Below are 22,158 nucleotides of genomic sequence, written 5' to 3' on the forward strand. Positions count from 1 at the left end.
GCTCTGCTGCCGTTGAGTCGTGATTGTGCCATCGGGCATGGTCGGAGCCGACCAGGCTCCCCGCCCCAACGCGAAGGCCCCCGACCAGCGTCTCCGCCGATCGGGGGCCTCACTTCACTGTGCGCCCGAAGGGACTCGAACCCCCAACCTTCTGATCCGTAGTCAGATGCTCTATCCATTGAGCTACGGGCGCATGGCCCAAGGGCCGGGGATGACGATACCGTCCCGCGGCCCTGTGCCCAAACCGACGGCGAAACGCACTCGGCCCCGGTCGGTGAGGACCGGGGCCGAGAAGAGCGGAGACGGTGGGATTTGAACCCACGGAAGGGTTACCCCTTCACGACCTTAGCAGGGTCGCGCACTAGACCGGGCTATGCGACGTCTCCAAGCCAGCACAGGCTACCGGGCCGACAGCCCTGGACCAAAGCCGGGTCCCCGGGGCCGCCCGCTACCGCTCGAAGGCCCAGGCCTGGTCGGTCAGCATGCGCGCCACAGCGAGCCCGATGGAGATCGCGACGACGACGAGGCCTGCCTGGACGCCGTACGCGAGCGCCTGGGTGGTGTCCCCGTTGACCAGGTAGAACACCGCCCGGTAGGCGGTCACACCGGGCACCATGATGACGACGGCGGGCACCGAGATGGTGATCCGCGGCACGCGCATCTTGGGTGCCACCCACGCCGCCATGAGCCCGACGAGCAGGCACGCACCCGCGGCCGCCGCCTGCGTGACGACGCCGACGTCGACCAGCAGGAGCCGCACCACGTTCGCGACCATCCCCACGCCCGCCGCGGCCAGCGCCATCGGCCACGGGCTGTTGAACATGAGCGCGAACCCCAGCACCCCGACGAAGCTCGCCACGAACCGCAGGAGCAGCAGGACCCCGGCCGACACCGCCATCCGCTTCCCGGGCTCGGGCGACAGGCCCACGATGGCCGAGACGCCCCAGACGGCGAGGGCCGCGGAGGTCAGCAGCATCAACGCGTGCGTGAGCCGCGCGACGCCAGCGGAGAAGTCGAGCTTCGCGAGGTCGAGCGCACCGGTGACGAGCGCGAACCCGGGGATGAGGAAGAGGACCGCCGAGACGTACCCGGCCTGGTGCAGCGCGTTCGTCGCGCCGAGCCAGTGCAGCCCCTGGACCAGGGTCAGGTAGCCCATGCAGGCGACCGCGGCCGCGAGCATCGTCACGCCGAACTGGTTGTAGCCGCGGTGCAGCATCGCGCGGCGCAGCAGCTGGCCGAGGCCCGCGCCAACGAACACGCAGGCCATCTCGATCGGCCCACCGTTGTTGAGGAACGAGAACCCCACGCAGGCGATCGACGACCACAGCGCGTTGCGGACCGGCCCGTACAGGGGCGGCGTCACGGTGATCCGGTCGAGCTCCTCGGTGACCTCGTCCGTGGTCACGGGGCGCGCGTTGACGACGGCCCGGCGCTCGAGCGCGGACGCGAGCACCTCGAGCTTGGCGAGCCGGTCGGCGTTGATGCCGATCGAGCGGACCTCGGCGACCTCGGTGCGGAAGCTGTTGCCGCGGTGGGACGTCGTCGTGATCTCGGTGAGCGTCACGTGCGCCTCGTGGCGCTCGACGCCCATCGCGCGAGCGACCCGCGCCATCGACGCCTTGACCCGGTAGCTGCCGGTTCCGGCGGACAGGCTCAGACGTCCGACGCGCAGGGCGACGCCGGACTGTCGGATGAGCTCGAGCTCGTCGTCGGGGGGTTGCGTAGGCACCGGACCATCATGGCGGTGCTCGGGCCGACGGACCAGGACGTCCGGCCCGAGCGACCCGTGTGGCGGAGGGCGTGGGATTCGAACCCACGAGGACGGGGTTGTCCCGCCCCAACGGTTTTCAAGACCGTCGCTTTCGGCCGCTCAGCCAGCCCTCCAGTGCGCCGCCATTCTGGCATGCCGCCGTCGGGCAACGGCTACGAACGGTCCCACCAACCCTCGGGCCGTCCCGGAGTCACGACCTCGAGACCGTGGAGCGCGGCGACCGCGGCGAGCCGCGCGTCGTACGTCGCCACGGTTGCCACGTCCGGGTGCGCGACGGCGATGCCCAGGTGCAGCGCCCCGAACGGCGACAGCACCGACGTGACACGGGTGGCCCACTCGAGGGACTGGTCCGAGAACCGCACGATCTCCAGCCGCTCGGCGACGTCGTGCGCGGCTGCACGCAGCCGGGGACCGCCCCTGTCGGCCACGCGCCGGAGCTCCGTGAGCGCGAGCGGGCTCGTCAGGAGGGACGGTTCCCGCGTCGCCACCCAGGACCGCCAGGCGGCCGCCTCGTCGGTGTCGAGCAGGTACCGGCACAGCGCCGACCCGTCGACGTAGATCCGCACGAGCACCAACCTATCGGCGGGCACGGCCCGCTCGGATCCGTCCGGCCGCCGCGTCACATCACGTGCCGGACGCACGTCCGGCCGGCACCCCACGGGGCTGCCGGCCGGACCGTGCCACTTGTCTCAGGAACCGCTGCGCAGCCGCTCCATCGCGAGCTGCACGAGCGCGATGAGCGCCTGCTTGGTGGCCGCGCGGGAACGCGCGTCCGTGTAGAGCACCGGGACGTGAGGCGGGATCGCGAGTGCCTCACGCACGTCGTTCAGCTGGTGCTTCGCGACGCCGTCGAAGCAGTTGACGCCGACGACGAACGGGATGCCACGGCTCTCGAAGTAGTCGACCGCGGGGAAGCACTGGTCGAGGCGGTCGGTGTCCACGAGGACGACCGCGCCGATGGCGCCGCGCACCAGGTCGTCCCACATGAACAGGAACCGGTCCTGGCCAGGCGTGCCGAACAGGTAGAGCCACAGGTGACCCGGCAGTGCGATGCGACCGAAGTCCATCGCGACCGTCGTGGTCGTCTTGCGGTCGGAGACGCCACCGGCGTCGTCGACGCCGACGGAGTGCTCGGTCATCGACGCCTCGGTGTTCAGCGGCTCGATGTCCGAGATGGACCCGATGAAGGTCGTCTTGCCGACGGCGAAGCCACCGGCAACGACGATCTTGACGACTGTGGGGGCAACGCTTCCGGGAATCCCCGCCGGAGCGGCGACGGCAGCGTCAGAGGGCGGAAATGCCATTGAGAACACTCTCCAGCACGCTCAGGGACAGGGCGGGGGACTGGCCGGTGTTGACTTCCACCGGCTGTGACGTGTGAACACGGATGAACTTGGCATCGGAGAGGTCGGCCACCAGGATCCGCACGACGCCCAAGGGCATGTGCAGAAGGGCGGACAGCTCGGCGATGGAGATGTAGTCGTAGCTGGCGTGCTGCAGGATCGCACGCTTCTCGGGGGTCAGCCCGCGACTCGCAGCCGCGCCGGGGAGCAGCTCGACAAGCGCCTCGAGCGGAAGGTCGGACCGTGCCGACCGCACGCGCCCGCCGGTCACGGCGTAGGGCCGGACCGTTCGGGCCTCGTACTCGATGTGATCGCTCATGGCCGCCTCAGCCCACCGTGGTCCGAGTGGCGCCGTCGGTCGGGAGCTGGCCGCGCATCTCACTGATGAGCTGCGGGGTCAGGGTCGCCTCGGTGCGAGAGACCAGCATGGCCATCTCGTAGCCGATGAGGCCGACGTCGCAGCTGGCCTCAGCCACGACCGAGAGGACCGAGCCGTTCGAGACGCTCATCAGGAAGAGGAAGAGTTGGTCCATCTCGATGATCGCCTGTCGCACCTCCCCCGCACGGAGCTGGCGCGAGGCACCGCGGGTCAACGCCGACATGCCGGAGACGATGGCTGCGAGCTGGTCGCCGCTGGTGCGGTCGAGCTTCTCTGACATCGCCATGAGAAGACCGTCCGCGGACACGACCAGCGTGTGCCGGGTCCCGGGCACGGTCCGGACGAAGTTGTCCAGGAGCCAGCCGAAGTTGGCTGCCTCTGTGCTGAGAGCTGTCACACTTCCTCCTTGCGGTGGCAGCCGGAGTTGACTGCGGTCAATGTCGTCACCATGACGGTGCCGGCGGGGTGTTCGCCTGGTCAGTATCGACCAAGGGGTCGTCGTCTACGCGCGTGGCCGGCCCGGTGGGCTCCACCACTGCCCGGCGACCGCGTGCGGTCCCGGACTGGTAGCTCGCAAATCGCGAGCGGAGCTGCTCGGCGTCGCGATCGGGTGTCCCGACCACCGCCTGCACGAACTCCGGCGAGGCGGGGATCTCCTGCGGCACGCGCTTCGCGAGCGAGGCGCTGGTCGAGCCGCTGGTCGGCGCGCTCGGACGGTACGCCGACAGCTGGCTGAGCTCGGACAACGCCTGCTCCTGGATGTCGGAGCGGAGCGCGAGCATCGCCGCGACCTCGTCGTCGAGCGCACCGATGCGGTGCGGGGCCGACGGCTGCGACGCGGGCTGCGGGGCGCTCGGCTCGGCGGCGCGCGGGGCGTGGTCGGGCGACCAGGACGGTGTGGCCGGCCGCGCCGGAGCGGTACGGGACCCGAAGAAGGACCCGACCTGGTGCGGAGCGCCGTGCAGAGGCGCCTGCTCGACCGGCTCGGACGGCGGCGACCACGTGGCGTTCGTCGACGTGCGGACGGACTCGGGGATCGCGGGGAACCCCGTCGGCGCGGGCGCCTGCTCCGGAGACGGGAACGTCTCGTTCGGGCGGATGAACGGCGCAGGAGCGGCAGTCTCGGCAGCGGACCAGGCGGACGAGCGCTGCGGCTGCTCGGTGACCGGGGCCGGTGCGAACGTCGGCTCGAACGGACGCGCGAAGCTCGACGCCGGGGCCGCGGCTCCGGCCGCGGCCGGAGCCGCCGCCTCGTCAGCCTTGCGCTTGCCGAAGATGCCCCACTTGCGGCGACCGGCCTTCGACTGGTCAGCGGCCGGCTGCGAACCCTGGAGCAGCTGGGTGAAGTCCGGCAGCGGCTGGGCAGCGGGCGCGGTCGTGGCGGCCCAGGCGGGCGTGCCCGTCACGACGTGGGGCGCCGCGAAGGGGTCCGGCTCACGCGCTGCCGACTCGGCGAGCAGCTCGGCCTCGACCGGGTCGAGCCGCTCGGTCGGCGCGGTCGCCTCGACGGGTGCCGGGGCCTCGACGGCCACGGGCTCGTCCTCGGCGAGGGCGGGGATGGTCCAGCTCGCCTGCTGCGGCTCGACCTCGGGCGCGGTCCACTGCGCCTCGCCGTCGGGCGCCGGCCAGGCGGTGTCGGATACGGGCATCTGCCACGCGGACTGCGCGACGGGTGCGTCCCAGGCGGCCTCGGCAGCGGGGGCTTCCCACGCAGCCTCGGGAGCAGGAGCAGGAGCGGGAGCGGGAGCCTCCCATGCGGCCTCAGGGGCAGGCGCGCTCCAGTCGGCGTCAGCTGCAGGTGCCGGGGCGTCCCAGGTGTGGTCAGCGACGACGGGCGCGTCCCATGCCGGCTGCTCGGCGACGGGCTCGGCGGGCACCTGAGAGATCGCGACCGGCTCGGGGGCCACGACGGGCTCATGGTGAGGCTCGCCGGCGTTCCAGGCACGTGCCTCGTCGAGCACCGGACCGAAGCCGATGGGGGCGAAGTCGGAGCGACCGGAGGTGCTGTAGCGCGAGCTCCGGTCGTCGGAGCCGCTGAACGCGCTGAACTCCGAGTACGAGGAGGGCGGCGTGACGAGGTGCGGCTCGTGCGTCACCTCGGCGACGACGGGCTGCGGGGCGTACTCCGCGGGCTGCTCTACGTACTCCGCGGGCTGCTCTACGTGCGGCTCGACCGCGTCCGCGACGACGTCCTGCGCCGGCGCGTCGGACCAGGCTGCCGCGGGCGCGTCCCAGGAGCCGGTCGGGGCCGCGTGCGCTCCGTGGTCCACCGTGCGGAACGCCGCGGGCTGCTCGTCGACGGGCTCGTCCCAGGCCTGCACGGGTGACCATGCCTCGACGGGCTCCACCGGGTGGCCGAGGTGCTCGTGCGAGCCACCGGCCAGTTCCTCGGTGGCGTCCGGCTCGATCGTCCGTGCGCCGAGCAGGGGCTCCGCAGACTGCGCCCACGTGGGGGCCCACTGCGGGGCCTCCTCGACGGGTGCGTCGTCGTCGTCGTCGGGCGCGAGACCCGGGATCGTGAAGGCCGAGGGCAGCTCGCTCTCGGTGTGCTGGTGCGGAACTGCCGGCACGTCCGCCGGAGCGGGCGCGGGCAGCTCACCACGGGTGCGGAACCCGGAGAACAGTCCGGCGCGAGCCTCGGGTGCGGCCGGAGCCGCGGGGGCGGCCGCGGCGTCTGCGGGCGCCTGCCACGCACTGGTGGCGCGCGACCGGCTGGGCAGGCCGCCACCCGACGGTGCTGCGCTGATGGCGGGCGTCCAGTCGGCTCCCCGGGTCGACAGCTCGGGGGCCAGGGTCGCCTCGGCGAGTCCCGGGAGGACGATCTTGCTCTCGTCGAACGTCTTGCCGGGGCGACCCTGCAGCGCCCGGACGCCGGGCAGTGCGATCTCCGCGGAGTCCTCGTCGGACCGCTGGCGGCGACGGGGCAGACCGAGCGACGTCTCGCCGTCGGTGAGCATCGCGAGGTCGACGGCCTCGGCGAGCGGTGCGTCGGCAACGACCGACTCCTGGATCTGCGCAGTCGACTGGACGGGCCGAGTGCCGTACAGCGCACCCTCGCTCGTCTCGAAGAGCGTCGCGGGGAAGCTGACGGTCGTCACCGTGCCGGTACCTGTCGAGCCCTTGGCGAGCACGACGGAGGCGCCGAGGCGGCTCGCGATACGGCCGACGACGAAGAGGCCGAGGCGCTGCTCGCCGAGCGAGTCGGCTGCGGACGTCGACCGGATCTTGAGGTTCGCGGCCTCGAGCTCCGTGGTGGACATGCCCAGGCCGTGGTCGACGATCTGGACGACGACGTGGTCGCGGACGACACCCGTCTTGACCTCGACTGGCGTCTCAGGCTCGGAGAACACGGTGGCGTTCTCAAAGAGCTCCGCGAGCAGGTGGGCCGCGCCGAGGGCGTTGAAGCCGTGCATCTGCGGGTCGACCGCAAGCTCGAGCTCGATGCGGTCGTACTGCTCGATCTCGGACGAGGCGGTGCGGACCACGTCGGACAGCGGCATCGCGTCGCGGACGCGGCGACCGCTGTCGATGCCGGCCAGGACGAGCAGCGACTCGGCGTTGCGGCGCATCCGGGTGGCGAGGTGGTCGAGGCGGAACAGGTTCGCGAGGGCGTTCGGGTCTTCCTCGGAACGCTCGAGCGAGTCGATGAACGACAGCTGCCGGTTGAGGAGCACCTGGTCGCGGCGCGCGACGTTGATGAACATCTCCGCGATCGACCCACGCAGGGCGGCCTGCTCCTGGGCGATCTGCAGGGTCGTCGAGTTGACCGCGTTGAACGAGGCGGCGAGCTTGCCGACCTCGTCGGACGACGTCACCGGGATCTGCACGAGCTCGAGGGACGGGCCCTGGCCCGGGACGGCCATCTGCTCGACGAGGGTCGGCAGCTGCTCGCGCACCTCGGCCGTCGCGACCGTGAGGCGCCGCAGCGGGATGACGATGCTTCGGGAGACGACGAGGGCGAAGAGCAGCGACAGCACGGTGGCGAGCACCGAGGCCGCGATCGTCACCAACGCGGTGTTGCGCTCGGCCGCCTCGTCGGACTGGGCGACATCGAGGGCCCGGGTGAGCAGGTCCGCCCGGAACGCGTCGAGGTGCTTGAGCTGCGTCTGGATGTCCACCGACCAGTCCGCCGGGTCGACGCCGATGGTCGCGCCGGAGATGCCGGAGGCGATCAGCACGCGCTCACGAGTGAACGACGAGGTCGGGTCGGACTTCGAGAGCACGAGCTGGGGGTTGCCGATGGCCTCGATGTCGAGGTGCAGACCTGTGCGGTAGACCTCGGTCGTGGAGGTCTGGGTGTTGAAGTCTCGCACCGCGGAGGCGGACTGGGCCTTGCTGCCGATGATCCCGAGACCCTGCGAGTACTCGGCGAAGAGGCTGTCGGCAGTCTGCCCGAGCGAGTGGTACGCCTTGATGTAGCCCGCGAGCTCGCGGTTGTCGAGCGCCTCGGAGATCTGACCGACGAGGTCGATCTGGCTCGCGATGATCCCGTCGTACTTGTTCGCGATGACCGTCGCGTTCGTGTCGGTGTCGACGGCCTTGCGGACGTCCAGCAGGTCGACGTTGTGGGCCTGCTGGGACGCCAAGAACATCTGGACGACCGCGGTCGGGAACTTGCTCAGGTCGACGGACGCCGTGAACGGCTTGACGGCGGCGAGCGCCTTGTCGGTGACAGAGCGCGCTTGTGCCACCGCGCCCTTGTCCCGGACCGTCGATGTCGACAGCGCACGTTCCGTCTGGAGCGCTGCGCTCAGAGGCCCGTAGGCATCGAGCGTCGCGACGACGCTGGAGGACGCTGCTGCCATCTGGGCCTTCTGGATGGCGTTGGCCGAGATGTACGCACCTGCCGCGAGCAGCACGATGATGGGCACGGCGAGAACCGCCAGAACCTTGGCGCGGATGCCAAGCCTGCGCAGCATGTCGACCTCTCTCCCTCAACCGGCTCGGGCGTCGCACCGACGACGCCCGGCGGCCCAGCCCACAAGGGACGGGTCACCGCTGACATGTCATCGGCTGCTGGACAGCAGACCATTAGCCCGGACGTGAGTTTGTCACGACCTCACCCACCCGTGCACCAAGTCTTGGCGACCTACTCTCGGTGGATGCGCGCAGTCGTCGTCAGGTCCCCTGGTGGGTACGAGTCCCTCGAGGTGGCCGAGGTCCCCGATCCGGTGCCCGGACCCCGCGAGGTCGTCGTCGAGATCGCTGCTGCCGGGGTGAACCGCGCCGACCTGCTGCAGCGGGCCGGGCTCTACCCGCCGCCGCCGGGAGCTCCCGCCTGGCCGGGTCTCGAGGTGTCAGGAATCGTCGTCGGCCTCGGCCCGGACGCCGCCCTGTCCGACGCCGGCGGATGGCAGATCGGGGACCAGGTCGCGGCCCTTCTCGCGGGCGGCGGGTATGCCGAACGTGTTGCCGTCGCCGCAGGTCAACTGCTGCCCGTGCCCGCCTCGGTGACACTCGTCGATGCGGCCGCGCTCCCCGAGGCCGTGTGCACCGCATGGACGAACCTGGTCGACACCGGTGGCCTCCGGGCCGGACAGACAGTGCTCGTGCAGGGCGGCTCGGGCGGGGTCGGTTCCGTCGCGGTGCAGATCGCGGCGGCGCTCGGCGCGCGGGTCATCACCACCGCGGGATCGACCGAACGCGCCGAGCGGTGCCGTCAGCTCGGCGCAGAGCTCGCGATCGACCACCACGTGGACGACGTCGTGGGCGCCGTCCTGGCAGCGACCGACGGTCGTGGGGTCGACGTCGTCCTCGACGTGCTGGGGGCGGGCGGACTTGCCGACAACCTCGCGATGCTCGCAACGGGTGGCCGCCTCGTCGTGATCGGCCTCCAGCGTGGCGCCCGCGCCGAGATCGACCTCGGGCTCCTGCTCGCCCGCCGCCTGACGGTGGCCGGCACGACGCTGCGGTCCCGGCCGGCGGCCGAGAAGGCCGCGATCGTCGCGGCCGTGCGGGCGAACGTGTGGCCGATGCTCGACGACGGCAGGGTGCGGCCGGTCGTGCACGCCCGACTGCCCCTGGACCAGGCCGGCGACGCCCACCGGATGCTCGAGTCCGGTGCAGTCTTCGGCAAGCTCCTGCTCGTGCCCTGACGCGCGAGCAGCCGTCACACCGTCGCTGGGGTCGGTCGAGCCGGAGCCGAGTCGAGCCGGAGCTCAGTCGAGCCGGAGCTCAGTCGAGCGCGCCGGCCGCCAGCGCGGGGGCGATGACCGGGGTCAGCGGCAGCCGCGGGATCAGCGTGGCCTGCACGGAGTGGTACAGGTCGGCCTTGCCCGCCCAGACGGTCCGGGACACCCGGTTGTCCGTGCCGAGCTCGTGCCACCACGAGCCGCCGACCGGGTCGATCAGGTAGTGGGCCGCGTAGTCCCACAGGGTCGCGTACCAGGTGTCGAAGCGCTCGTCGCCGGTCGCGGCGTGCAGCGCGGCTGCCGCCCCGATGCCCTCGGCCACCACCCAGTGCATGCGCTCGTGCACGACGGGCATGCCTTCCCAGTCGACCGTGTAGACGAAGCCGGGTGCGCCGTCGACGTCCCAGCCCTCCGCGACCGCGGCGTCGAAGAGCGAGATGGCGTCCTCGAGCATCCACAGGGGGGCGACGTCGCCGCGCGCCGTGATCGCGGCGCGTGCGTGCAGCGTGAGGCGCGACCACTCGAGCCAGTGCCCGATCGTCGCGCCGTACGGCCGGAACGGGTCGGCGGGGGCGTCGATGTTGTACTCGAGGTTCGGGTGCCAGTCGCTCGTGAAGTGCTCGGGGATGCGCCACGAGTTCGCGCGGGCGAACCCGTGGACGACTCGTTCGATGACCCGCACCGCGCGGTCCAGCCAGATCCGGTGGCCCGTCACGTCGGCCGCCGTGAGGTACGCCTCGACGGTGTGCATGTTGGCGTTGACGCCGCGGTACGGGTCGAGCGTCGTGAACGCGCGGTCCCAGCTCTCGACGGCCATGCCGGCCTCGTCGTCCCAGAACCGCAGCTCGGAGACCGCGAGCGCCTCGTCGAGCAGCGCGCGCGCGCCGGGACGGTTGGCGGCCGTCGCGCTCGCCGTCGCGAGGACCACGAACGCGTGGGGGTAGGCGGTCTTGGTGTCGTCGGTCGCGCCGTCGGGACCGATCTCGGTGAACCAGCCACCGTTCTGCGCGTCGCGGAAGACCGTGTCGAGAGCCGCGAGCCCGTGGTCGACGAGCGCCGCCGAGCCCGGCCGGCCGAGCAGCACACCGAGGGCGTAGACGTGGGTCATCCGGCACGTGATCCACAGCTCCGTCGGACCGGCGACCGGGGCACCGTCGTCGTCGAGCCGGGCGAACCCACCGGTCTCGCGCCGGGAGGCGACGCCGAACGACAGCAGCCGGTCCGTCTCCTGCTCGAGCCAACGGGCGTGGGCGGGCATCGTCAGCCAGGTCATGTCTCAACCCTAGCGTCGCGGTGCAGGTCGGGTGCGCGAGGCTCCGCACCGTGCGGGCCGCACCCGAACCGACGACAATGCGCTCATGAGCGAGAGCACCCCGAGCGGGACCGATGACGAGCCGGTGGTGGTCCAGGCCGGTGAGGACTCCCCCCAGGAGGACCCGTCGGTGATGGTCGGCCAGCCCGCGAAGGTCATGCGGATCGGGACGATGGTCAAGCAGCTGCTCGACGAGGTCCGCAGCGCGCCGCTCGACGACAACGCCCGAGCCCGGCTCGCCGAGGTGCACGAGCGGTCGCTGCGGGAGCTCGAGGACGGGCTCTCCCCCGACCTGCTCGAGGAGCTGCACCGCATCACGCTGCCGTTCGACGACGACCGTCCGCCGTCGGACGCCGAGCTGCGGATCGCCCAGGCCCAGCTGGTCGGCTGGCTCGAGGGGCTGTTCCACGGCATCCAGACCGCGCTCGTCGCGCAGCAGATGGCTGCGCAGGCACAGCTCACGCAGATGCGTCGGGCGATCCCGGGCGGTCCGGGCGCGCAGATCCTGTCGGTGCAGCAGGTGCCCGGCGGCGAGCACGACGGGCCGGGCCAGTACCTCTGAGCGACGTCAGCGCGATCGCGCACGACACCAGCAGCAGGCCCACGAGGTCGAGCCAGTGCGGCAGCTGGCGCAGCGTCGCCGCGCCCACGACGGCCGCGGTCGCGGGCAGCAGGGCGAGCAGGACGGCGAACGTCGCCGCGCTCACGCGCCGCAGCACGACCTGCTCGACCGCATAGGGCACGACCGAGGAGAAGACCGCGATCATGACGACGAGGCCACCGAGCCGCACGTCGTGCAGCACGGGGAGCGCGCCGCCCGCGAGGAACGGTGCGAACACGAGACCGCCCGCCGCCATCGCGAGCCCGAGCGACGTGACGCCCTGACCGTGCGCCCCCCGGTTCGCGACCCGCCGCCCGAGCACGATGTACCCGGCCCACAGCGCGGCCGCAACGAGGATCGCGACCAGCCCGACGACGACGCTCCGCCCGCCCTGCGTCCGCAGCGTGACCCCGGCGAGGAGCACGACGCCGACGGCCGCTGGCACGATCGCCGCGCGTTCGCGCCAGCCGCGGCCGGTCACGGCGACGACCGCGACGGGGCCGAGGAACTCGATCGCCACGGCGGTGCCGAGCGGCAGGTGGTCGATCGCGATGTAGAACGCGACGTTCATGCCGGCGAGCACGAGGCCGAACCGCGCGATCGCCACCAGGTCCGCGCGCTCCCACCGGGTCCGCCACGGGCGGCGCCAGACGATGAGCACCGCGGCGGCCACGATGATCCGCAGCCACGCGACGGTCGCAGCCGGCAGCTGGCCGAACAGGCCGACGGCGACGGCGGCCCCGAGGTACTGCGTCAGCCCGGATGCGACGAACAGCGCGGGCGCGGGCACCCCGTCCAGGACCTGACCGGGGCGGAGGGGCACGCCCACACGCTAGTGCGCGCTACCTCACGCGGGCGAAGCGGGCGGCCAGAGCTCGGACAGGGCGAGGAGGTCGTCGCACGCACGGGTCGCGCCGTCGGCAGTGGTCCACGTGAGCGTCGCGTGCGGGGCCCCGAACCCGACGGTCAGCGAGGCCGACTGGCCACCGTCGGTCCAGGTCAGCGTCAACGTGTCGCCCTGACCGCTCACCTCGCACGTGCCGGCGAAGGCCGGATGGGCCGTGCGGAACCGGATGAGGCCCGCGAGCGCGGCGACGACCGGGCGGGCCAGCTCGCGCGTGATCTCGTCGGGCGTGTACCGGTGCCGGTTGATGTCACGGCCGACGCCGGTCTCGGCGAGCAGGTCCATGTCGTTGTGCCCGGCGAGCAGGCCGACGTAGTAGATCTGCGGGATCCCGGGCGTGAAGAGCTGCACCGCGCGCGCGATGAGATAGGCGGTGTCGTCGCGACCGAGCGCGTCGTAGTAGGTGCAGTTGACCTGGTAGACGTCCAGGTTGGACGCGGCCCACCCGGTCGCCTGCCGCGACTGGCCACCCGAGCGCTCGTGGATTCCCTCGACGAGCGCGTGCACCTGGTCGTCGGTCAGCAGGCCCGGGCGCCCCTCGCCCATCTGGTCGGACCCCACGTCGATCACGCCGATGCCGTCGTGGGTGTCGAGCACCGTCACGGCGTTCGCGGGGCGCACGTCGAGCCAGCGGTGCAGCGGAGCGGGATCCCCCGTCGACAGCGCGTGCAGCAGCAGCGGCGGCAGGGCGAAGTCGTACACGCGGTCCACCGCCGACCCGATCGCGATCTGCCGCTCGAAGTGCGCGTGGATCTCGACGAGCACCTGCATCCCGAGCTCGCGCGCCCGGGCTGTGAGCTCGTCGATGAACGCGAACGTCTGCGGGGTCATGAACGAGGACGTGCCGGCCGTCTTGACCGCGTAGCCGACCGCGTCGAGCCGCACCATCGTGACGCCGGCGTCGGCCAGCGTGGTCAGCACGCGGTCCAGGTACGCGCGGGCCGCGGGGTCGGTCAGGTCCAGGTCGATCTGCTGGCTCGTGAACGTCGTCCACACGAGCCGCCGACGGTCCCCCAGCGTCAGCACCGTGAACGGGAGCCCCGGGCGCGGCCGGTAGATCCCGACGAGCTCGGTCTCGGTCGCGCCATCCGGGTAGACGTCGGACATCGTGAGGAACATGCCCGCATGCGGCGACGCGTCCCCGCGAGCCAGGACGTCGCGGAACTCCGCTGAGTCCGCCGACACGTGGTTGACGATGAGGTCGACCATCACCGTGTACTTGTCCGCGAGCGCCCGGACCTCGTCCCACGACCCGAGGCGCGGGTCGACCGCGGTGTGGTCGACCGGGTCGAACCCCGCGTCGGCGCCGTCGAACGGCGTGAAGAACGGCAGGACGTGCACGCCCGTGAACAGCCCGGCGAGCGGACCGTCGAGGACGTCGCGCAACGCGGACAGGCTCCCCCCGAGCCTGTCCGCGTACGCGATGAGCTGCATGTCCTCAGCCCTTCAGGCCACCGGCGAGGAGCCCTCGGACGAAGTACCGCTGCAGCGAGATGAACACCGCGACCGGCACGATGATCGAGATGAACGCGCCCGCCGACAGCAGGTGCCACGCCGTGTCACGTGTGCCGCTGAGGTTGGCGAGAGCCACCGTGATCGGCTGGACCTTCCCGCCACCGGCGAACGTCAGCGCGACGAGCAGGTCGTTCCACACCCACAGGAACTGGAAGATCCCGAAGGCCGCGAGCGCGGGGGTGAGGAGCGGGAGCATGACCTGGAAGAAGATCTTCACGTGCCCGGCGCCGTCCATGCGCGCGGCCTCGATGAGCTCCCTCGGGATCTCCTTCATGAAGTTGTGCAGGATGAAGATCGCGAGCGGGAGCGCGAACGCCGAGTGCGACAGCCAGATGGTCCAGAACGTGCCCGCGAGGTGCGCCTTGACGTACAGGGTGAGCAGGGGGAGCAGGGTGACCTGCAGCGGCACGATCTGCAGCGCGAACACGAGGACGAACAGGAAGTCCCGACCCTTGAAGTCGATCCAGGCGAACGCGTACGCCGCAAGCGAGGCGAGGCAGATCGGGATCACGACGGACGGGATGGTGATGATGATCGAGTTGATGAACGCGGTCCCCATACCCGTCGTTCCCGACGAGTTCATCGCCGACGAGTAGTTGTCGAACGTGAACTGCGGGTCGGAGAAGAACGTCCACCAGCCCGTGGTCTTGATCGCCTTCTCGGGCCGGAACGAGGTGATCAGCAGCCCGAAGGTCGGGATCGTCCACAGCACGGCGAGCAGCACCGCAATGACCGACGCCAGCGGGGACGTGAGTCGCTTCTTCGCGTTTGCCGCGGCACGGGCCGTCGTGGAGCCCGCGAGGGTGGCACGCTGCTCAGGCGTGACCTCGATCGGGGGAAGGGTGGCGCTCATCGTGCCTCCGATGCCCGAAGCTGACGAATGTTGTAGACGACGATCGGGATCACGAGGATGAACAGCAGCACAGCCAGCGCCGCACCGAGGCCCTGGTTGGAGGCGTTGAACGTCTGCCGGTAGAACTCGTACGCGATGACGTTGGTGTCGAAGTTGCCACCGGTCATCGTCCGGACGATGTCGAAGACCTTCAGGGTGCCGATGCCGATGGTCGTGAGGACCACGATGACCGACGGACGGATGCTCGGCAGCGTGACGAACCGGAACATCCCGAAGGCGTTGACCCCGTCGAGCCGAGCCGCCTCGATGATGTCGTCGGGGATCGCTTTGATCGCGGCGGACAGCAAGGTCATCGCGAACCCGGCCTGGATCCAGATCATGACGATGATGAGGAAGAACGTGTTCAGGGGGGCGTTGAGGGTCCACTGCTGGGGCGTGCCGCCGAGCCAGACCACCACCTGGTTGAGGAGTCCGATCTGCTTGATGCCCGGCTGGTCGGGCCGGAACGCGTAGACGAACTTCCAGATGATCGACGCCGCGACCATCGAGATGGCCATAGGCAGGAAGATCAGCGCCTTCGACAGCGCCTCGGCGCGGGCGCCGTCGACAAGGATCGCGTAGAGCAGTCCGACCGCCGTGGCGACGAACGGCGTGACCACGACCCAGAGCACCGTGTTGCGCAGCACGAGGAGCTGGTCGGACGACGTGAAGATCGTCTGATAGTTGTCGAGCCCGATGAATGCCTTACCTGCGGCATCGAAGAACGACTGGTAGATCGTGCGCGCCGCGGGGTAGAGGAGCCCGACGGCCAGCATCACGAGCGACGGGAAGAGGAACACGTAAGCGACGCGGTTGCCGCGCCTGTGCTCGACCTTGCCGGCGATGAAGAGGATCAGCCCCACCACGGCGACGAACAGCAGGATCGCCAGCACCATCGTCAAGAGCTTGCCGGTAACTTCCATCCGAGTTCCTCACGTCATCGGGAGAACGGACAGGCGTCCGGGTGGGCGTGCGGTGCACACCCACCCGGACACCAGACTGCGCCTGTCAGGTCAAGACTTCGGCCAGGCGGCCTCGATCTTGTCCACCGTGTCCTGGGTGCTCTGGCCGGTGATCCAGGCCGTCGCCTGCTTCCAGAAGGCGTCCGAACCAACGGCTGCGGGCATCATGTCAGAACCGTCAAAACGGAACACCGTCTTGGGGTCCTGGAGGATCGTCGCCGACAGCTTGTCGATCGGGTTGGTCAGGTTCGCGACGTCGAGACCCTTGTTGGCGCTGATCCAGCCGCCACCGGTCGACTCCGAGCTGATCTTCGCCTTGGTGTTCGCCCAGAGGTCCGAGGAGAGGTAGGTCTGGAAGGCCTGCACCTCGGGACGGTCGGAGAACGCCAGGTTGAACTCGCCACCGCCGAGCACGGGGTGGTCAGCTGCCTTGACGCCCGGGAGGTAGAACGCGTAGACGTCGCCGTCCTCGGCGACCTTCGTGCCCTTCGGGAAGTTCGAGGCGTAGAAGCTGGCCTGGCGGTGGAACGAGCAGCTGCCGTCGAGGATCGGCAGGCCGCCGTCCTGGAACGTCGTGGTCGCGATGCTCTTCACGTCGCCGAGCCCGCCGTTGACGTATGCGTCGTTCTTCAGGTAGGAGCCGACGGCGTCGAGCGCGGCGGTCGGGGCTGCCGAGTTGAACGCGATCTTGTGGGTGACCCACTGGTCGTAGACGTCAGGTCCCGACAGACGGAGCATGAAGTCCTCCATCCAGTCGGTGATCGGCCAGCCGGTGGCCTCACCGGAGCCGATGCCCGCGCACCACGGCTTCTTGCCGGTCGCCGCGATGGTGTCCGAGAGCTTCTTGAGCTCGTCGAGCGTCGTCGGGACCTTGTAGCCGTTGTCCGTGAACTCCGACGGGGAGTACCAGACCAGCGACTTCACGCTGGCACCCGAGGGAGCGGCGTAGAACTTGCCGTCGACCGAGCCGTAGGCCTTCCAGTCCGCGCCCCAGAACTTGTCGACGTTGTCCGACACTGCCTGCGGGGCGGGCTTGGCCGCACCGGTCGCGACGAGCTGCTGGAGCAGGCCCGGCTGCGGGACGATCGCGATGTCCGGCGGGTTCCCGGCCTTGGCCCGGACCAGGATCTGGGTCTCGAAGGCCTTGTCACCGACGTAGTTGATCTTCGCGCCCGTGCAGTCCTCGAAGGGCTTGTACGAGTCCATGTATGGCTGGTCCTCGGGCGTGACGATGCCCGTGTAGACATCGACCGTCTTGCCCTTCAGGTCCCCGTACGCAGCGAACGCGGCACACTCGCCGCTCGCCGTCGTGCCGCTGGTGGCTCCTGTGGTCGTGGTCGAGCTCGTGCCGCCGCTCGAGCACGCTGCGAGCAGCATGAGGAGGCTCGCCCCCGTCGCGACTGCGATGCGCCCTGTGTGCCTGCGCTTGCCGTTCATGTGACCTCCGCGTCATTGCAGTGCCGATCAGAGCCGGTCCGGCCGATCGGTGCCGGTCAAGGCTGGTGAACACATCTCCGCGCTGGTCAGGGTCACGCTTCGCTGCAGCCCTGGCCCGCACACGGTTCGTGCGCCCCACCTGATGCAAGCGCTTACTCAGCGGACTTGCAAGCGGTATCTGTCCAGATGGGGTCACGATTCCGTCACGGAACGCTGCGGCAGCGGATTACCGCGGCACGAGCCGGGGCGGCGCCGTCGACCCACGGTCCTCGAGGCGCGTGGGGAACACGATGTCGTCGTCGACCGGGAGCCCCACGACGACGTCGAGCAGCGCGCGCGCCGCCGCGGCCCCCTGCTCGACCGCCGGCTGCGCCATCGTCGTCAGGCTCACCAGCTCACCCAGGGGGTGACCGTCGACGCCGATCACCGACAGGTCACCCGGTACGTGCAGTCCGCGCTCCCGCGCGGCGAGGACCGCGCCCATCGCGAGCTCGTCCGTCGCCGCGAACAGGGCGGTCACGTCCGGACGGCGGTCGAGCAGCTGGGCGGCCGACGCACGGCCCCCCGCGACCCCGTCGGGTCCCGTGACGACGAGGTCCTCCACCGCGTCGAGCCCGGCCTCGCGCAGGGTCTCGCGCCACCCGCGCAGCCGCCGCCAGGCCGGGGCCGCGTGGCGGACGTCGTCGGGCAGGCCGTCGTCCCACGACGCCGCGAGGTGGCCGACGACCCGGTGACCGAGCCCCACGAGGTGCGCCGTCGCCGCGCGCGCGGTGGCCTCGTCGTCGATGCGGACCAGCACGCTGCCCGGCGCACCCGAGCCGACGTAGACGACGGGCACCCCCACGGCGTCGATCGCCGCGATCTCGTCCGGACCCAGGGCCACGCCGACGACGAGGATCCCGTCGACCCGGCGGTGCAGGGCGACCGCGTCAAGGGCGCGTCGAGGGCGACCGCGGTTGGCGTCGAAGGTGTGCAGCAACGCGTCGAACCCGAGCGGCCGGAGCGCGCGCTCGGCACCCTCGATGACCGCGGCGTGGAAGAAGTGGTCGACCCACGGGGTGAGGATGCCGACCGTGCGCATGCGCCCCGACGCGAGGCTCGCTGCCGACGGGGACGCGACGTACCCGAGCGCGTGCGCCGTCTCGAGCACGCGGGCGCGCGTCGCCTCGGTGACACCGGGAAGCCCGCGCAGAGCGCGCGAGACGCTCGCGGTCGAGACGCCGGCCGCGCGAGCGACGTCGCTGATCCCGGGGTTCACGGTCACGCCGTCCTTGGTGTGGTGTCCGGTCGAACAGGCTATGCCGACCGAGCGTAAGGGATCACGCGAGCCCGGCTGTCAGGCGAGCAGGCTCCGCAACACCTCGACGGCACCGTCGTCGTCGATCGTGCCCGTGACCTCGTCGGCAACCGCCCGCACGTCATCGGGCGCGTGCCCCATCGCGACGCCGCGCGCGGCCCACTGGAGCATCTCGCGGTCGTTGCCGCCGTCGCCGATCGCCACCGTCGCGAACGGCTGCACGCCGAGCGAACGCCGCAGCTCCTCGAGCGCGCTTCCCTTCGACACCCCGCCCGGGGTGAGGTCCAGCCACGCCGTCCAGCCGACCGCATACGTGACCTCGTGGAGCCCGACCCGCTGGACGAGCTCGTGGAACTCCTCGGGGGTGCTGTCGGGGCTACGCATGATGACACGGGTGGCCGGACGGGCGCAGAGCTCGTCGAACCCGACGACCTCGAACTCGCCGCCCAGCTCACCGTCCGGGAACGGTGCGCTCACCCGGAACCCGCGGCCCAGGTCCTCGACCGCGTACAGCGCGTCGGGCAGCTCCATCGCGAGCACCCGCAGCGCGGGCTCGGGGTCGAACGTGATGACGTCGGTGAACTCGTAGCCGCCCTCGAGGTCCGGGTCGAGGCGGGCCGTCACGGCGCCGTTCGAGGAGATCGCCCAGCCGCGCTCGATCCCCAGCTCTTGAGCGACGGGCATCGTCGCCACGACCGACCGACCGGTCGCGAGCACGACGTGCGCGCCCGCGGCGAGCAGGTCCGCGACGACGGCGCGGACCTCGGGGGAGATCACCCCGTCGTAGGACATCAGCGTCCCGTCGACGTCCAGGGCGACCAGCAGGTCAGAGGGCGTACGGGGATGGCTCACGATGTCACCGGGTCCAGCGTCTCGAGCCCGCCCAGGTACGGCCGCAGCCCCGCGGGGACGCGCACCGAACCGTCGGCGAGCTGGTGGTTCTCCAGGATCGCGACGATCCAGCGGGTCGTCGCGAGTGTGCCGTTGAGCGTCGCGACGGGACGCATCTCCCCCGTCGCGGTGCGCTCACGGATACCCAGGCGTCGGGCCTGGAACGTCGTGCAGTTGGACGACGACGTGAGCTCGAGGAACCGCTGCTGGGTCGGCAGCCACGCCTCGCAGTCGTACTTGCGCGCGGCGCTCATGCCCAGGTCGCCTGCCGCGGTGTCGATGACGCGGTACGGGACGTCGGCGAGCGCGAGCATCTCCTCCTGCCAGGCGAGGATCCGGCGGTGCTCGGCGGCGGCGTCCTCGACGGTCGTGTACGTGAACGCCTCGACCTTGTGGAACTGGTGGACGCGGATGATCCCGCGCGTGTCCTTGCCGTACGAGCCGGCCTCGCGGCGGTAGCACGCCGACCAGCCGGCGTAGCGCTTCGGCCCTCGTGACAGGTCGAGGATCTCGTTCGAGTGGTACCCGGCGAGGGCGACCTCGCTCGTCCCGACGAGGTACAGGTCGTCGGCCTCCAGCCGGTAGATCTCGTCGGCGTGCGCGCCCAGGAACCCGGTGCCCGCCATGATCTCGGGCTTGACCAGCGTCGGGGTGATGACCGGGGTGAACCCCGCCCGCAGCGCGAGGTCCACGGCCGCGTTGAGCAGCGCGAGCTCGAGCCGCGCGCCGACCCCCGTCAGGTAGTAGAACCGGCTGCCCGAGACCTTCGCGCCGCGCTCCGTGTCGATCGCGGCGAGCATCTCACCCAGCTCGAGGTGGTCGCGGGGCGTGAACCCCTCCGCCTCGAAGTCGCGGGGCTTGCCCTCGTGACGCAGCACCACGTAGTCGTTCTCGCCGCCCGCGGGGACGCCGTCCTCGATGACGTTGCCGATCGACCGGGCGAGCTCGCTCGCCGTGACCTCGGCAGCGTCGGCATCCCCCTGCAGCGCCTTGACCCGGTCCGCGAGGTGCTTGCCGTGCGACAGCAGTGCGTGCTTCTCCTCGCCCTGCGCGGCGGCCACCTGCTTGCCGAGCGCCTTCTGCTCGGCCCGCAGCTTCTCGTAGTCGGTGAGCGCAGCACGGCGGCGCGCGTCGGCGTCGAGCACCTGGTCGACGAGGCCCGGGTCGTCCCCGCGAGCGGTCTGGCTGGCACGCACGAGGTCGGGGTCGTCACGGAGGAGTCGAAGGTCGATCACCCCACGAGCGTAACGACCCGCGCGAGGAATGCCCGGACGGGCGCGGCGGGCCGCGTGGTCGCGGTGGGACGAGCGAGGACGGCGCGGCAGGACGACCCGGTCGGACGACCCGGCACGACGCCGGGGTAGGACGAAGGGCCGGGGATGTGCTGCGGGTCGCGGTGCGCCTAGGTTGACCACCATGAGCTGGTGGGCGTGGGTCGCGATCGCGGCCGCCGTGCTGGCCGCCGCCGCTCTCGTGCTCGGGATCGTCCTGTACCGCCGCCAGCAGGAGCTGCGCGGGCGCCTCGGCCTCGACGGCCGGTCCTCGCAGTCGACGGGCGACACGCCCGAGGGCGTCGATGAGGCCGAACCGCCCCGACGGCTCGTCGCGTTCGTGGCGAACCCGTCGAAGCCCGACGTCGAGATGCTCCGCAAGGAGATCCTCGCCGCGGTGGCCGACGGCAGGATGCCCGAGATGCTGTGGCTCGAGACGACCGTCGCGGAGCCGGGGGTCGCGCAGGCCCGGCAGGCCGTCGCGGCCGGGGCCGACGTCGTCGTCGCGATGGGGGGTGACGGGACCGTCCGGGCCGTGGCCGCAGGGCTCGTCGGCACCGGCGTGCCGATGGGTCTCCTCCCGCTCGGGACCGGCAACCTGCTCGCCCGCAACCTCGACCTGCCCATCGGGAACCCGCTGGCGGCGCTCGAGATCGCGCTGACGGGGATCGACAAGCCGATCGACGTGGGCTGGGTGCGCATCCTCGACGGCGGACCTGAACCTGCACCCCGACAGCCGGGCAGCGCCGGATCGGACCTGGACCCGACGGAGCTCGACCCGACGGCCGAGCTCGACCCGACGCGGTGGCCGACCGACACAGGCCCCGCCGACACAGGACCTGCCGACGACGCGGGCGACCACGAGCCGCGCGAGCACATCTTCCTCGTCATCGCGGGTCTCGGCTTCGACGCGGCGATGGTCGCGGACACCGACGACGGCCTCAAGGCGCGGGTCGGGTGGATCGCCTACTTCATGTCCGGCGTGCGGCACCTGCACGGTCGTCGGCTGCGCGCACTCGTGCGGCTCGACGACCGGCCGCCGACCGCGCTGCGGCTGCGCAGCCTGCTCGTCGGCAACTGCGGGCGGCTCCCCGGCGGGCTGACGCTGCTGCCCGACGCGGTGCTCGACGACGGCTGGCTCGATGTCGCCGCGATCGACACCCGCGGCGGGGTCGCCGGGTGGGCCCAGCTGTTCGGCGAGGTCGTGCTCCAGGGCGTTGGCGTGCGCGCCGAGCTGCCCGCGAAGATCGGCCGCATCGACCACGCCCGGGCCCGCCGGGTGCTCGTCCGCGTCTCGACGCCCGAGCACGTGCAGGTCGACGGCGACGTGATCGGCAAGGCGCGGGCCCTGTCGGCGCGCATCCAGGCGGGCGGGCTCGTCGTGCGGGTGCCGACGCCCTGACCGCTGGGAGACGCCGGCGCGCAGCGCAGTGCAGTGCGGCAGTGCAGTGC

At 71.3% G+C, this 22,158-nt stretch carries 18 protein-coding genes and 3 tRNA genes; 3 read left to right on the plus strand and 18 right to left on the minus strand.

Annotated features, from left to right (window positions below):
- Positions 1-120 precede the first annotated feature (120 nt).
- The 9 genes from DDP54_RS07040 to DDP54_RS07080 all read right to left on the minus strand — a co-directional run bounded on the left by DDP54_RS07040 (position 121) and on the right by DDP54_RS07080 (position 8,412).
- Positions 121-193 (minus strand) — tRNA-Arg (locus tag DDP54_RS07040).
- A gap of 104 nt (positions 194-297) precedes the next feature.
- A tRNA-Ser gene (locus DDP54_RS07045) sits at positions 298-386 on the minus strand.
- 62 nt (positions 387-448) lie between these two features.
- Positions 449-1,729, minus strand: a complete 1,281-nt coding sequence (locus DDP54_RS07050; protein WP_109131147.1) for a threonine/serine exporter family protein — start codon at positions 1,727-1,729, stop codon at positions 449-451.
- 60 nt (positions 1,730-1,789) lie between these two features.
- Positions 1,790-1,884: transfer RNA gene (locus DDP54_RS07055), tRNA-Ser, on the minus strand.
- Positions 1,885-1,923: 39 nt separating this feature from the next.
- Positions 1,924-2,337, minus strand: coding sequence for a PIN domain-containing protein (locus DDP54_RS07060; protein ID WP_242448272.1), 414 nt, complete (start codon positions 2,335-2,337; stop codon positions 1,924-1,926).
- 123 nt (positions 2,338-2,460) lie between these two features.
- Positions 2,461-3,075, minus strand: coding sequence for an ATP/GTP-binding protein (locus DDP54_RS07065; protein ID WP_109131148.1), 615 nt, complete (start codon positions 3,073-3,075; stop codon positions 2,461-2,463).
- A complete protein-coding gene (locus DDP54_RS07070) occupies positions 3,056-3,433 on the minus strand; it encodes a DUF742 domain-containing protein (RefSeq protein ID WP_109131149.1) in 378 nt (125 codons plus the stop codon). Before DDP54_RS07070 ends, DDP54_RS07065 begins: the two co-directional genes overlap by 20 nt.
- Positions 3,434-3,440: 7 nt before the next feature.
- Positions 3,441-3,890: a roadblock/LC7 domain-containing protein gene (locus DDP54_RS07075; protein WP_109131150.1), complete on the minus strand. Its 450-nt coding sequence runs from the start codon at positions 3,888-3,890 to the stop codon at positions 3,441-3,443.
- Between the two features lie 46 nt (positions 3,891-3,936).
- The gene (locus DDP54_RS07080; RefSeq protein WP_109131151.1) at positions 3,937-8,412 is read right to left on the minus strand and encodes a nitrate- and nitrite sensing domain-containing protein; all 4,476 of its coding nucleotides are present in this window, start codon (positions 8,410-8,412) and stop codon (positions 3,937-3,939) included.
- A gap of 183 nt (positions 8,413-8,595) precedes the next feature.
- Here DDP54_RS07080 and DDP54_RS07085 point away from each other — a divergent pair, with 183 nt between their 5' ends.
- Positions 8,596-9,588 (plus strand): NAD(P)H-quinone oxidoreductase, encoded by a 993-nt coding sequence (locus DDP54_RS07085; RefSeq protein ID WP_109132415.1) that lies wholly within the window; start codon positions 8,596-8,598, stop codon positions 9,586-9,588.
- Positions 9,589-9,667: 79 nt separating this feature from the next.
- On the opposite strand, the gene DDP54_RS07090 is transcribed toward DDP54_RS07085, so the two are convergent.
- Complete coding sequence (locus DDP54_RS07090) at positions 9,668-10,897, minus strand: AGE family epimerase/isomerase (protein WP_109131152.1); 1,230 nt, start codon at positions 10,895-10,897, stop codon at positions 9,668-9,670.
- An 85-nt stretch (positions 10,898-10,982) separates the two neighbouring features.
- Between DDP54_RS07090 and DDP54_RS07095 the strand changes: the two genes are divergently transcribed.
- Positions 10,983-11,498 carry a bacterial proteasome activator family protein gene (locus DDP54_RS07095; RefSeq protein WP_109132416.1) on the plus strand — a complete coding sequence of 172 codons (516 nt, stop codon included), beginning with the start codon at positions 10,983-10,985 and terminating at the stop codon, positions 11,496-11,498.
- Here the strand turns inward: DDP54_RS07095 and DDP54_RS07100 are convergent.
- From DDP54_RS07100 to serS, 8 genes are all read right to left on the minus strand, one after another.
- Positions 11,395-12,327, minus strand: coding sequence for an EamA family transporter (locus tag DDP54_RS07100; protein ID WP_109132417.1), 933 nt, complete (start codon positions 12,325-12,327; stop codon positions 11,395-11,397). The genes DDP54_RS07095 and DDP54_RS07100 overlap by 104 nt on opposite strands.
- 57 nt (positions 12,328-12,384) lie before the next feature.
- Positions 12,385-13,875, minus strand: coding sequence for a sucrose phosphorylase (gene gtfA, locus DDP54_RS07105; protein ID WP_109131153.1), 1,491 nt, complete (start codon positions 13,873-13,875; stop codon positions 12,385-12,387).
- Between the two features lie 4 nt (positions 13,876-13,879).
- Complete coding sequence (locus tag DDP54_RS07110; protein ID WP_109131154.1) at positions 13,880-14,809, minus strand: carbohydrate ABC transporter permease; 930 nt, start codon at positions 14,807-14,809, stop codon at positions 13,880-13,882.
- Positions 14,806-15,771, minus strand: coding sequence for a sugar ABC transporter permease (locus DDP54_RS07115; protein ID WP_109131155.1), 966 nt, complete (start codon positions 15,769-15,771; stop codon positions 14,806-14,808). Before DDP54_RS07115 ends, DDP54_RS07110 begins: the two co-directional genes overlap by 4 nt.
- Before the next feature lie 90 nt (positions 15,772-15,861).
- Entirely contained in the window at positions 15,862-17,247 is a 1,386-nt protein-coding gene (locus DDP54_RS07120) for an ABC transporter substrate-binding protein (protein WP_109131156.1), read from the minus strand.
- 226 nt (positions 17,248-17,473) lie between these two features.
- Positions 17,474-18,511 (minus strand): LacI family DNA-binding transcriptional regulator, encoded by a 1,038-nt coding sequence (locus tag DDP54_RS07125; protein WP_242448273.1) that lies wholly within the window; start codon positions 18,509-18,511, stop codon positions 17,474-17,476.
- Positions 18,512-18,583: 72 nt separating this feature from the next.
- Complete coding sequence (locus tag DDP54_RS07130; RefSeq protein ID WP_347338499.1) at positions 18,584-19,396, minus strand: HAD hydrolase family protein; 813 nt, start codon at positions 19,394-19,396, stop codon at positions 18,584-18,586.
- On the minus strand, positions 19,393-20,670 hold the full coding sequence (serS, locus tag DDP54_RS07135) for a serine--tRNA ligase (RefSeq protein WP_109131157.1): 1,278 nt from the start codon (positions 20,668-20,670) through the stop codon (positions 19,393-19,395). The genes DDP54_RS07130 and serS overlap by 4 nt, the downstream gene beginning before the upstream one ends.
- 181 nt (positions 20,671-20,851) lie before the next feature.
- Here serS and DDP54_RS07140 point away from each other — a divergent pair, with 181 nt between their 5' ends.
- A complete protein-coding gene (locus DDP54_RS07140) occupies positions 20,852-22,108 on the plus strand; it encodes a diacylglycerol kinase family protein (protein WP_109131158.1) in 1,257 nt (418 codons plus the stop codon).
- Positions 22,109-22,158: the final 50 nt, after the last annotated feature.

It is taken from the genome of Cellulomonas sp. WB94 (assembly GCF_003115775.1).
In the GTDB taxonomy this organism is placed as follows: Bacteria; Actinomycetota; Actinomycetes; order Actinomycetales; family Cellulomonadaceae; genus Cellulomonas_A.